13 protein-coding genes are annotated in these 10,955 nt (G+C 61.1%); 6 read left to right on the top strand and 7 right to left on the bottom strand.

The window, feature by feature from the left end; genetic code table 11:
• The first annotated feature begins 1 nt into the window (after position 1).
• Positions 2-916 carry a LysR family transcriptional regulator gene (locus EVC45_RS07735; protein ID WP_129957419.1) on the top strand — a complete coding sequence of 305 codons (915 nt, stop codon included), beginning with the start codon at positions 2-4 and terminating at the stop codon, positions 914-916.
• 123 nt (positions 917-1,039) lie between these two features.
• Here EVC45_RS07735 and EVC45_RS07730 read toward each other — a convergent pair whose 3' ends face one another.
• From EVC45_RS07730 to EVC45_RS07720, 3 genes are all read right to left on the bottom strand, one after another.
• On the bottom strand, positions 1,040-1,621 hold the full coding sequence (locus EVC45_RS07730; RefSeq protein WP_129957418.1) for a carbonic anhydrase: 582 nt from the start codon (positions 1,619-1,621) through the stop codon (positions 1,040-1,042).
• A gap of 578 nt (positions 1,622-2,199) precedes the next feature.
• Positions 2,200-2,748, bottom strand: a complete 549-nt coding sequence (locus EVC45_RS07725; protein WP_129957417.1) for a carboxymuconolactone decarboxylase family protein — start codon at positions 2,746-2,748, stop codon at positions 2,200-2,202.
• 318 nt (positions 2,749-3,066) lie between these two features.
• Complete coding sequence (locus tag EVC45_RS07720; RefSeq protein WP_129957416.1) at positions 3,067-3,687, bottom strand: NADPH-dependent F420 reductase; 621 nt, start codon at positions 3,685-3,687, stop codon at positions 3,067-3,069.
• 160 nt (positions 3,688-3,847) lie between these two features.
• Between EVC45_RS07720 and EVC45_RS07715 the strand changes: the two genes are divergently transcribed.
• Positions 3,848-4,300 carry a helix-turn-helix domain-containing protein gene (locus EVC45_RS07715; RefSeq protein WP_129957415.1) on the top strand — a complete coding sequence of 151 codons (453 nt, stop codon included), beginning with the start codon at positions 3,848-3,850 and terminating at the stop codon, positions 4,298-4,300.
• Between the two features lie 269 nt (positions 4,301-4,569).
• Here EVC45_RS07715 and EVC45_RS07710 read toward each other — a convergent pair whose 3' ends face one another.
• Complete coding sequence (locus tag EVC45_RS07710) at positions 4,570-5,175, bottom strand: TetR/AcrR family transcriptional regulator (protein ID WP_129957414.1); 606 nt, start codon at positions 5,173-5,175, stop codon at positions 4,570-4,572.
• A 130-nt stretch (positions 5,176-5,305) separates the two neighbouring features.
• Between EVC45_RS07710 and EVC45_RS07705 the strand changes: the two genes are divergently transcribed.
• The 3 genes from EVC45_RS07705 to EVC45_RS07695 all read left to right on the top strand — a co-directional run bounded on the left by EVC45_RS07705 (position 5,306) and on the right by EVC45_RS07695 (position 7,184).
• Positions 5,306-6,229: an NAD-dependent epimerase/dehydratase family protein gene (locus EVC45_RS07705; RefSeq protein ID WP_129957413.1), complete on the top strand. Its 924-nt coding sequence runs from the start codon at positions 5,306-5,308 to the stop codon at positions 6,227-6,229.
• A 2-nt stretch (positions 6,230-6,231) separates the two neighbouring features.
• Positions 6,232-6,576, top strand: coding sequence for a DoxX family protein (locus tag EVC45_RS07700; RefSeq protein ID WP_129957412.1), 345 nt, complete (start codon positions 6,232-6,234; stop codon positions 6,574-6,576).
• Between the two features lie 329 nt (positions 6,577-6,905).
• Positions 6,906-7,184: a sulfotransferase gene (locus EVC45_RS07695; protein WP_248295056.1), complete on the top strand. Its 279-nt coding sequence runs from the start codon at positions 6,906-6,908 to the stop codon at positions 7,182-7,184.
• Here the strand turns inward: EVC45_RS07695 and EVC45_RS07690 are convergent.
• Together EVC45_RS07690 and EVC45_RS07685 are read right to left on the bottom strand one after the other, a co-directional pair.
• On the bottom strand, positions 7,160-7,405 hold the full coding sequence (locus EVC45_RS07690) for a hypothetical protein (protein ID WP_129957411.1): 246 nt from the start codon (positions 7,403-7,405) through the stop codon (positions 7,160-7,162). The genes EVC45_RS07695 and EVC45_RS07690 overlap by 25 nt on opposite strands.
• A gap of 247 nt (positions 7,406-7,652) precedes the next feature.
• Positions 7,653-7,880 (bottom strand): DUF3820 family protein, encoded by a 228-nt coding sequence (locus tag EVC45_RS07685; RefSeq protein ID WP_129957410.1) that lies wholly within the window; start codon positions 7,878-7,880, stop codon positions 7,653-7,655.
• A 164-nt stretch (positions 7,881-8,044) separates the two neighbouring features.
• Here EVC45_RS07685 and EVC45_RS07680 point away from each other — a divergent pair, with 164 nt between their 5' ends.
• Positions 8,045-9,097: an NADP(H)-dependent aldo-keto reductase gene (locus tag EVC45_RS07680; RefSeq protein ID WP_129957409.1), complete on the top strand. Its 1,053-nt coding sequence runs from the start codon at positions 8,045-8,047 to the stop codon at positions 9,095-9,097.
• Positions 9,098-9,279: 182 nt separating this feature from the next.
• Here the strand turns inward: EVC45_RS07680 and EVC45_RS07675 are convergent, their stop codons facing one another.
• The gene (locus EVC45_RS07675; protein WP_129957408.1) at positions 9,280-10,704 is read right to left on the bottom strand and encodes a M20 family metallopeptidase; all 1,425 of its coding nucleotides are present in this window, start codon (positions 10,702-10,704) and stop codon (positions 9,280-9,282) included.
• Between the last annotated feature and the right edge of the window lie 251 nt (positions 10,705-10,955).

Below are 10,955 nucleotides of genomic sequence, written 5' to 3'. Positions count from 1 at the left end.
GATGCATGCGAACGTCCTGAAATATTTCGTCGAAGTGGCGCGGTGCAGTTCGATCCGCAAGGCGGCACAGAATCTCTATGTCGCGTCCAGCGCGGTGAACCGGCAAATCCTGAAGCTCGAAGCCGAGATGGGAACTGAACTGTTCGACAGGCTGCCGAACGGCATTCGCCTGAACGCGGCCGGCGAACGCGTGCTGCAGCACATTCGCGCGACGCTGAACGATTTCCATCTGATGCGCAGCGAACTCGACGATCTGAAGGGCGAACGCACAGGGCACGTGTCGGTCGCGGCAATGGACTCGCTGTTCGTGGACTTCCTGCCGGCCACGGTCGAGGAATTCTCGGACGTCTATCCGGCCGTGACCTATTCGATCGTTGCGGTGCCGCCGCACGATGTGCCGCCGCGACTCGTGAGTGGCGAATACGACATCGGAATTTCATTCATCACCAAGCTGCCCGCGGGTCTCGATGTCGTGACGGAAGTGCCGCTGCCGCCGGGCGTGGTGATGGCGTCTTCGCATCCGCTCGCGAAGAAGGAGCGAATCAGCTTCAACGATTGCCGCAACCATGCGTTTTTGCGGCTCGAGGGCCGCTCGCCGATCCAGGGTGTTGGCACGAGCGACTTCCCCGAGTTCTGGGAATCGTTGCAACCCAGCGTGACCTGCAACTCGACGACACTCCTCAAGCGGCTGATTGCGTCCGGCCGGGGCATTTCGTTCTTCTCAAAACTGGCTTTCCTCGACGAACTATCGCGCGGGGAAGTGGTGTGGCGTCCGCTCGACGACGAAAACGTGAACTCGCTCACGGTCGGCATCATCGTCCCGAATCAGCGTGCGCTGCCGCACGTGACGTTGGAATTCGTCGAGCGAATCATACGGCGCCTCAAGCACGTCGAACTGACGCTACGTGAAACCTGATCTATCAGGCAAAGTGATTCGGTCCTGCGCGGGAACTCGCGTGGCGAGCGTTATTTCAGCGCACTATGGGGATGCTTCTCGTTGTAGCTGTTCGAAGGCGACATTGCGTATGGCCTTCGCGATCTATGCAGGAATGTCCCGCACCACTTCGGTCAACTTGCCGGAACTGATCTCGTAGAAGAAGCCGTAGAGCTTGACGCGCTTCGGCACCGCCGGGCTCGAACGGAGCAACTTGATGTCATAGTTGAGCGACTCCTCGAAATCCATGATGGCCAGGCTATCGTGATCAAACAACGTCGAGATATCAGCGTGATGATGATCATGAAACTCCTCGATCATCAGCTCCGGCGTCAGGGTCGTCGTACCGCAGAACGAGTGGTGAACGACCACGACCTTTTCGACATCGAACAGATAATCCATGGCCGCCACAGACGCTAGAGCGAAGGCGGCGCGTCCACCCGCATTGGTCGCGGCAAACAGTGTTCGCGTTGATCCAACCCGGGTGCCATTTTCGTCGACGATGACTTCTCCCGGATAGACCTCGTCCCCAAAATAGTCGGCGACGGCCTGTGGGATTTCGACCGCCCGCGGGTCGAAGCAATGGATTACCAGTGTCTTCATCGGGATGGCCGGGTTCGCGCCCTCGAAGCTCTTCATATCGAACCCGGGTAGATTTCTATACTCGTAATCGCTGAACTTGCCCATTTTCTTGCTCCGTTGGCGTTAAACCAGGCACAAAACATCGCCCTTGAATGGCCGTTGAGCCTCGAAGCAGCCGCCCGTCGGTCGAGACGACGCTCGTCCGTGAAGGGTTGCTTGCGGTCGTCGGGATGGATTCGATTCTGTGCAAGTTTCGACGCGAAAGCATCATGGTCCGAGGCAATTCAATTGTTCCCTTCAGTCAACATGCGTCGGCCCTGAGCGTATCCGCGATGGCCGACCGAGTCACGAAACAGAAGAAAGTACGGCCGTTGTACTTCTGACCTGGCAGAAACCGCCGCTGAAGCTGAAGGAGATCTGGACGATCCGCGAGACGCTACACCGCTATCTGGTGTGCGGGTCATCCACCTGAAGCATGCCCATAACGAAAACGCCAATCGATTGATAAACCCGGAAAGCCTTGCGCCATCGACTGTGAGGAATGGTGGGTTCGAAATGGTGGAACGTTCGTTAGCCCCCTTGAACCAGAAAATAAAAAAAGCCCATTTCCCGCGGGGAAAGGGCTTTAACCAGACATTCTGCGGCGGGTCGTTTGAATTGCTTTCCCGCCGCGCAAACTCGCCTCAAGCGTTCCATGCGTAGGGCTGGAAGACCTCTTCAAGCGGCGACTGTGTGACGCTCGCGGTGTAGTTGGTCATCGTCGAGGCAGCGACCACGAGGACCACATCGAGCACCAGCGCCTGATCGAAACCCGCCTCGGTGAACGCGGCGATGTCGTGGTCGTCGATTCGGCCGCGCTTTTCAATCAGCGTGCGTGCGAGACGCGACAGCGCTGCATGCTTGGGGTCCTTCGGGTAGCGGCGTTCGCGGATCGCGTGCACGTCGGCCTCGCTCAGGCCTTCCTTGATCCCGAGGTACGAGTGGAATGCGACCGGCCAGGCGGAGCTGTTCGTCACCGCATTCGTGAGCAGCAGCACCTGCATCTGATCTTCGTTGAAGTTGCCGCCGTGCGCCTGATTGAACACGGCAACCAGGGCAGTGATGAGTCGCGGCGAGCCCGCCATCTGGGCGGGCATGTTAGGCACCATGCCGAAGATTTCAGCCAGACCTTTCAGCGCGGGCTTCGATTGTTCGGGTGCGGATTCGAGCGTATAGAGGGGAAAGTTAGCCATGATATTTCCTTGAGGGTCGAAGGTTTCGCCGAGAACGTTCAGGCGACACGCACAGATTAGTCAGACGCGCGAGTCCCGCCAATTACATGGCAGGTAATAATCGAACCGATTTTTCTACCGGCCACGTCGAGCATGACGATGTGCCGCGCTTCGGTCTCAACGGCGCGAGTGGCCGTTGAATCCGCCCGAGGTACCATCGAAGCATCACTGGGTCGAGTGACGGTTGAGGCTCGGTTTCTGCCCGCCGTATCAGGCAGCAGTCGGCAAATGCACGACATTCACCGAGGTCAACGCAGACTGCGTCGTTGCCCCGATCGGTCAGTCAATCGTAGGCAAGACGAACCGGTCATTGAACGTAAGATTGACGCCCACGAGAGGTCCGCCGGTTTGCTGGAGCCTGCCGCCAACCGCGAGGGAGCCGAGATCGAGGCTGTAGAAACCGATCTCCTCGATCAGGTCGCTCACCAGCTTTTTAGCGTCCGCATCGTCCCCGGCCACGAAGAATGCGGTCTTGCGCTTCGACGGCGAAAAGTCCGAGATCCACGACATCGGAACAGTGTTGAACGCCTTGACGACCTTCGCTCCGGGCGCGAGATCGGCGACGATTTCGCTCGACGTGCGTCCGGCGGTGTCGCCTAGCATCAAAGGCTGAATGCTGGCAACGCGGTTGGTCGTATCCACCAGGACCCGGCCCTTCCAGTTGCCGACTGAAAACAACGCTGCCTGCACGTTCCACCATTTGGTCGCAAGCACGACGAGGTCCTGCTCGGCAGCCTCCTGCGCCGTTCCGGCGGCGGCACCGAAACCCAATTCCGCCACGAGCTCGGCGAGCGACTCCGGCCCACGCGAGTTACTAAGTACAACCTGGTGACCAACCGATAGAGCGTGTTTGGCGATCGTCTGTGCGACAGGGCCGGCGCCGATAAAACCAATTTTCATTTCGAGATTCCTTGCCGTCATGGGATTGATGGTTCGTGGGGTACTGGCTCGAGCCAACGACTGCACTCAACCTATGGGCCATGCTAGTCATGTTACTTGCAAAACACAAGCAATCGACGAAAATTTACTTGCAACATGCAAGCGATGTTAAGATCCAGCCATGAAAACGACCAGCAAAGAGGACCTTCGGTCCCATTGCGCAGTGAACTACGGCGTGGAGATCTTCGGCGACAGGTGGTCGCTGCTGATCGTCCGCGACATCGTTTTCACTGGCAAGAAAACGTACGGAGAATTCCTGAAATCGGAAGAAGGAATCGCGACCAATGTGCTGGCTTCCCGGCTTGCCTTTCTTGAGGAGCAGGGAATTCTCGCGAGGGCGCCTAACCCCGACGATAGACGTAAGGATTTCTATACGCTGACCGAGAAGGGTCTGGATCTCATCCCCATCCTGCTCAACATCGTTCTTTGGAGCGCGAAGCACGATTCGAAGTCGTACATGCGGCGACACAAGGAGTTCGCTGCTCGATTGATTCGAAGCCCCTTGGAGGTGAGCGAAGAGATGAAGTCGTTGGTCCGCAACGGCGGGTGTCTCTTTCCTGAGGGCGAGCAGTAAGAAAGACGCAGCTGCGCCCAGTAGTGGACTAGCGTCTGTTGTACCGCTGGAAGCGGCCGCTACGGCTTGGGTAGGGTGATCGTTCGCTCGAGGTCGCCTGCCGACCCACACACCATTGCGAGGCTCGCGCAACATGCCCTCGTCGCACGAGTCAGACGTGACCACAAAACGAAACTCATAATTTCTGAAGCGCGCCTGGATCGTGCGGTTCCCGCGCTACATGTTGTTGCGCTCTGCAAGCAGTGACTCGACCTGTTACGCGGTACTCTCTAGCGAAGTGCCGCCGCCACGGCCTCGTCAATTTGCAGTGCAAAGCGCGATTCAACATCGGGCACCGTGTAGCCTATCGACAGTTCCAGATACGCGTCGCCGAGTACCAACTGAACGAATGTCGCTGCCCGCAATGCAGCGGTCGGTTCGTCGAATCGTTTGCGCAGAATTTTTGCGGCGAAGGCACGGACGACCTTCGCGCCATTTTCGTAAAACACCTGGCCGAGTTCCGGAAGGCGCTCGGCCTCAGCAACGATGGCCCGGTAAAGCCGCAGATAATCCGGCTCGATAAGGATGTGTGCCAACACCCATCCCAACTCATGCAACTCGACTTCGGGTGAGCCATCTGATTGCTTGCCCTGAGGGCTGGCAAGAAGTCCACCCACCTGAGCGCACATCGAACTCACCAGACCAACGAAGAGCGCCTCCTTCGACTTGAAGTGGCGGTAGACGGTCTGTTTGCCGACGCCAGCGGCCGCGGCGACATCGTCCATCGTTGCCAGGCCGAATCCCTGGCTTAAGAAAACGGCTTTCGCGCCGTCGAGGATTGCGGACCGCTTACGGCGTTGCAGCGGGCTCAGGTCGAGGGGAGAAAGCATGTTCATGGCAGATAAATAGCAGATCGTCGAGTAGTTGACAAGACTGGTCAGTCTCGTTTAGATTTGCCGGAACGAGACTGATGAGTCTCGTTTGTGTTGATTGTCAACTTCGTAGGTATTCGTCGAGGAAAACGCTATGGAACTGTTCATTACAGGTGGTACGGGGTACATCGGGCGAGCGGTCGCGCGCAAGGCTATCAGCCTTGGCCATCGGGTGACGGCGCTGGTGCGCGAAGACAGGTCGGCGGCCGCGAGCGCGCTGGCACGTCTCGGCGTGAAACTGCATCGGGGCGACTTGCGTGAGCCACAGTCTTTTGCTGCGACTGCCGGTGCCGCTGATGGCGTGGTGCACCTGGCGTCGACCAACGATGCTTCCGCCGCCGTTGCTGACGAGGCCGCAGTCGAGGCGATGCTTTCGCAATTGCATCCGGGCACCGCGTTCGTCTATACGTCGGGCACCTGGGTCTACGGCAATACGGAGGGCGACGCCGCGACTGAAGCAACGGCGCTGAACCCGACACCGCTCGTCGCCTGGCGGCCAGCAGTGGAGCAACACGTGCAGGCGCTGGCAGCAAGCCGCTCGATTGCCGCGGTGATCCTCAGGCCGGCGATGGTGCACGGCTATGGCGGCGGCATCTTCGGCATGCTTGCCGGCATGGTCCGTCAGACCGGCAGTGTGAGAGTCGTCGGCGATGGTCGCAACCACTGGCCGGCCGTGCACGTCGACGATCTCGCCACGGCATATCTGAGCGCGGTGGAGCAGGCGGCACGCGGAGACGGTCGAGTGGCGGGACAGATCTTCAACGTGGTTGCGGAAGATGCCGTTGCCGTTGCCGAAATGGGCGAAGCGATTCGGGCCTCGGTTGGCGCCGATCGCGTCGAATTCTGGCCACTCGACGATGCACGCAAATCGCTTGGACCGTTCGCTGACGCACTGGCGCTCGACCAGACAGTAAGCGGCCAGCATGCCCGGCGAGTTCTTGCGTGGAAACCCGATGGCCCCGGCCTGATTGCGGACCTCTCTGAACAAAAACACTTTCAGCCAATTAACGGAGCATGACGATGACGTGGAACGCTGTATCTTTCGAATCGATTCTCGCGACGATCGTAGCGGTTCTGTTCGCAGTTGCCGGGGTGGTCAATCTCGCAGGACGCGGCGCAGTGAAGCGCGACTTCGCACGCTGGGGTTATCCGGCATGGTTTCGTTTGCTCTGTGGCGCTCTCGAACTGTTCAGTGCGGCACTGCTTCTTGGGCAACAAACCAGACTCTTAGGCATCACGCTGGCCACTGCGATCATGATCGCAGTGCTCTTCACACTGCTACGAAACCGGGAGCCGTTCCGGCATCTCGCCCCGGCGCTGATCTTCTCGGCTCTCATTGTGGCTACTTTCGCGCTCCGCGGTTGAGGCCGCCTTTCCACCAGGCGAGTGAGCCCGGGGCGCTCACAGGCCGCGAGGGCAATCCGTGCTGCGGGTACTTTAAATACGCACATGGATAGCGGCATTGGAGCAATTCCAATTTGAACATGTGCGCCTGCGTCCGCTTTTTGTAGCGATGGCTGGGTGGTCCGGGTCTTCCGTCGCAGATCACCGCTTTACTTGCCAGGGAGACGGTCCTTCATGCATGGGGCAGCGGGTGGCCAGCAGCGGGCCGTCAGCAATTTTCGCCGTTAGCAGCCATTCGAGCTGTCACTGATCAATCGCCTATACCGAGCGCCAGAGGGGCCAGCGGGGGATTGATCGAGATCGAGTACGAGGAACTGGTCGACGGTTTCGAGGCGACCATGCGTCGCATGCTCGCGCATTGCGGACTCGAGTGGGACGAACGCTGCCTCGCGTTTCACGAAACGACGCGGCGCGTGAGCACCGCGAGTTCGGCGCAGGTGCGCCGACCGCTGTATCGAACGTCGATGCGGCGCTGGCAGCCGCGCCGCGAATTGCTCGAACCGCTATGGGAAGGTCTCGGAGCGGAGCTGGCGGCGGCCGAAGCTCAACGCGCAACCGCCGACAGGTGATGCAGCCACGGGTACACGCCGACGAGGAACGCCGCGTAGAGCGCGGCCATCGTCACGCCGGCAGCCGTGCCCCAGACGTCGCGCGAGGCCGCGCCCTGGCGAAAGTGCACGGGCAGTCCGACCGCCACGTAGCCGATCACGAAGAACAGGATCACCGCGCGCACCGGCGACAGATCGTGGCCGATGAATTCGAGCAACGCGGACAGGTTGAATTGGGACATGGACACACGGGCATTCACGAAGGCGGGGGATCGCACGGCGCCGGAACACATCGAAGCGGTTCAGTGAACGACGACTGAACCGCCTCACTATCGACGTTTCACGTCGCGACGACCTATGCCGATTAAAGGCCACGCGAACGCAATCCGCAAGAAAAAACCTGTATGAATTTGTACTGGCCTACATTGCTTGCAGCTTGCCTGCTTCGCGACTTTCAGCGGGCTTGGCAACGCTTTCACGGCGGCGGTTTCAACGCGCCAGGGAGTTCGGTTTGCGCAACGGGGCGAGCAGCGGTTTCAAACCGTTGTGATCGATCTCGTGCATCAACGCGAGCAGACGGCCGATCTCCCCGGGCGGAAAACCCTGGCTCGCGAACCAGTTCAGATAGTGACCGGGCAGGTCGGCGATCACGCGGCCTTTATATTTTCCGTAGGGCATCACGCGCGTGACCAGCAATTCGAGGTGTTCGTGATTCATGGCAACGAAGTCGTGATGAAACGCGCATCGAGAGCGCAAAGTGCGTACCGCGCAAGTCGGCACGCGGCGCGCTGCAACGCATGGGCTTGACATTCTAGCCCCGCAGGCAATGCGCCGGCGTGGTAACGTCTGCGCTTTCTTCACCTCTTTGACAGGACAAGTAAATGGAATACCGCAGACTCGGCGACTCCGATGTGCAGGTTAGCCTGATTGGTCTCGGCACCATGACGTGGGGCGAACAGAACACCGAGCAGGAAGCGCACGCACAGATCGACTACGCGCTCGATCACGGCGTCAACCTGATCGACACCGCCGAAATGTATCCGGTGCCGCCGCGCGCCGAAACACAAGGTTCGACGGAGCGCTACATCGGCACGTGGCTCGCGCAGCACAAGAGCGCGCGCGAGAAGATCGTGCTCGCCAGCAAGATCGCGGGCCCGGCGCGTCAGCCTCACAATCCGCGTCATATTCGCGGCGAGGGCAATCAGTTCGACCGCAAGAACCTGACCGAAGCGCTCAACGACAGCCTCAAGCGTCTGCAAACGGACTACGTCGATCTGTATCAGCTGCATTGGCCCGATCGCAGCACGATGACGTTCGGCCGCCCGTCCTATCCGTGGGTCGACGACGCGTACACGGTGCCGATCGAAGAAACGCTGACGGTGCTCGCCGAATTCGTGAAGGCTGGCAAGGTGCGCCATGTCGGTGTGTCGAACGAAACGCCGTGGGGCGTCGCGCAGTTTCTGCGCGCGGCCGAAAAGCTCGGCTTGCCGCGCATCGTCAGCATCCAGAATCCGTACAGCCTGTTGAACCGAACGTACGAAGCGGGTCTGTCCGAGTACGCGCATCGCGACAACATCGGCCTGCTCGCGTATTCGCCGCTCGCGTTCGGCTGGCTGTCCGGCAAGTACGAGGGCGGCGCGCGTCCGGCCGGCGCGCGCATCACGCTGTTCGAGCGCTTCGCGCGCTACAGCAAGCCGCAAGCCGTGCAGGCGACCACGCGTTACGTCGAACTCGCGAAGCGCCACGGCATGACGCCCGCGCAATTCGCGCTCGCGTTCGTCAATAGCCGGCCGTTCGTGACCAGCAATCTGATCGGCGCGACGTCGATGGAGCAGTTGAAGGAGAACATCGGCAGTGCGGAGGTGAAGCTGTCGGCGCAGGTGCTGGCGGAAATCGACAGGCTGCACGAGCTGCAGCCTAATCCGGCACCGTGATGTCGATGTAATCGCGATGTGCTTGCCGTGGTGGCCCCGGCCGGTCGACGGGGCGGCTTCGGCAAGCTGATTGGCGTGTTAGGGCAGTCGCCCGATTCAGATGTGTTTGCGGGACGGACGTGCAGCGGGTCGTTAACCGGTCCCGCTGCGCGCCACTTCGAATCAATCGGCGTCAGCCGGATTCAACCCGCGGCCTTTGCCGTATCCTCCGCCAGGCGCTTCGCCGCAAGCGGCGAATTCTCGCCGAGATCCCAGAACAGTCCCGCCATCATCTGCAGACCCTCGCGCACCACGGGCCCGAGCAGATGCTCGTTCGGCGCATGCTGCGAGCAGGCCGGATAAGAATGCGGCACCCAGATCGTCGGCAAACCGAGCGTGTCGGCGAATACCTCGTTCGGCAGCGTGCCGCCGAGATTCGGCAGCAGCGCGGTCTTCTTGGCGGTGGTGGCTTCGAGCGACGCGAGCGTCCACGTGACCCACGGATCGTCCGGATCGAGCCGCGTGGCCGGCGCGCCGCGCTCGACCTCGAGTTCGACCAGCTGAAAGCCGTGCGCATCGAGATGCGCGCGCAGATGCTTGCCGAGATTTTCCCAATCGGTGCCGACCACGAAACGCAACTGGCACACCGCGAACGCCGACGGCGGAATCGCGTTGACCGGATTCTCAGGATTGCCCGCCTTGAAGGCCAGCACTTCGAAGCTGTTCCAGCCGAACACGCGCTCGGGCGCGGACAGACCCGGCTCGCCCCAGTTGTCGTCGACGGTGGGATCGCCGGGACCGTCGCCCACCGTGATGTCGGCAAGCGCGCGGCGCACGGCTTCGGGGATCGGCGGCGGACGCAGGCCGTCCACCGCAATCACGCCGCGCGCATCGACGAGACTCGCGAGCGCATTGGCGAGCACTGTCGCCGGATTGCGCAGCAGGCCGCCCCAGTTGCCCGAGTGATGCGCGCCGTCGCGCAGGTTCAGCGACAGCCTGAAATTGACCGCGCCGCGCGAGCCGAGAAACACGGTCGGACGACGCGCGGCAAGACGCGGACCGTCGGAGGCGATCAGCACGTCGGCGGCGAGTTCGTCGCGATGCGCATGACAGATCGCGTCGAGCCCCGGCGAGCCGGTTTCCTCGCCCATCTCGATCAGCAGCTTCGTGTTGAAGCCGAGTTTGCCGTCGCGCGCGGCAAGCGTGCTCGCGAGCGCGGCGAGATTGATCGAGTGCTGGCCTTTGTTGTCGGCAGTACCGCGACCGAACCAGCGTTCGCCTTCGACCGTCACCGCCCACGGCGTCAGCGGCGCGCGCCACTGGCTGTCGTAGCCGCGCACGACGTCGCCGTGGCCGTAGATCAGCACGGTCGGCAGATGATCGCCTTCGTGACGGCTGGCGATCAGGAACGGACCGAAGCCATCGACCGGGTTATCGACGATGCGCGTGCCAAAGCCGAGGCGTTCCGCTTCGGGCTTGATCTCGTCGGTCAGATAGGACAGCAGCAGCGCGCCGCGATCGCTTTCCTGGCTTTCGGTGCGAATCCCGACGCGGCGGTTCAGGTCGGCGAGAAAAGCGCCGGATTCGAAGTGCCGGGTGGCAAGCTCGATGGCCTGGTTGCGGCTCATGTCGATGTCTCCAATGCGGGGAATGGGTGAGTGGGGCAGAGCGCGGCGAGGCACGCTGGCTGGACGCCCGGCGCGGCCTTCGGCCGAAAACGCCTGCGATGTCGTTGCGACCGATTCTAGAAGCGCGCCATTTTTGTCACAATGATCATGTTTCGAAGCTTGCGTTGCCGGAAAGGCAAAGCGTCGCACGTCGCCTCGAACCGCGCCAGCTACCCGCGGCATCGTTGCAACTGATTCAATGGAGGCGTCCC

Source organism: Paraburkholderia sp. UYCP14C (assembly GCF_004197395.1).
Classification (GTDB): domain Bacteria; phylum Pseudomonadota; class Gammaproteobacteria; order Burkholderiales; family Burkholderiaceae; genus Paraburkholderia.
This window is presented reverse-complemented; position numbering and strand designations above follow the sequence as displayed.

Coding starts and splice junctions, on each gene's coding strand:
- EVC45_RS07735 (WP_129957419.1), top strand. CDS start 2: ATGCATGCGAACGTCCTGAAATATTTCGTCGAAGTGGCGCGGTGCAGT.
- EVC45_RS07730 (WP_129957418.1), bottom strand. CDS start 1,621: ATGGGCAAGTTCAGCGATTACGAGTATAGAAATCTACCCGGGTTCGAT.
- EVC45_RS07725 (WP_129957417.1), bottom strand. CDS start 2,748: ATGGCTAACTTTCCCCTCTATACGCTCGAATCCGCACCCGAACAATCG.
- EVC45_RS07720 (WP_129957416.1), bottom strand. CDS start 3,687: ATGAAAATTGGTTTTATCGGCGCCGGCCCTGTCGCACAGACGATCGCC.
- EVC45_RS07715 (WP_129957415.1), top strand. CDS start 3,848: ATGAAAACGACCAGCAAAGAGGACCTTCGGTCCCATTGCGCAGTGAAC.
- EVC45_RS07710 (WP_129957414.1), bottom strand. CDS start 5,175: ATGAACATGCTTTCTCCCCTCGACCTGAGCCCGCTGCAACGCCGTAAG.
- EVC45_RS07705 (WP_129957413.1), top strand. CDS start 5,306: ATGGAACTGTTCATTACAGGTGGTACGGGGTACATCGGGCGAGCGGTC.
- EVC45_RS07700 (WP_129957412.1), top strand. CDS start 6,232: ATGACGTGGAACGCTGTATCTTTCGAATCGATTCTCGCGACGATCGTA.
- EVC45_RS07690 (WP_129957411.1), bottom strand. CDS start 7,405: ATGTCCCAATTCAACCTGTCCGCGTTGCTCGAATTCATCGGCCACGAT.
- EVC45_RS07685 (WP_129957410.1), bottom strand. CDS start 7,880: ATGAATCACGAACACCTCGAATTGCTGGTCACGCGCGTGATGCCCTAC.
- EVC45_RS07680 (WP_129957409.1), top strand. CDS start 8,045: ATGGAATACCGCAGACTCGGCGACTCCGATGTGCAGGTTAGCCTGATT.
- EVC45_RS07675 (WP_129957408.1), bottom strand. CDS start 10,704: ATGAGCCGCAACCAGGCCATCGAGCTTGCCACCCGGCACTTCGAATCC.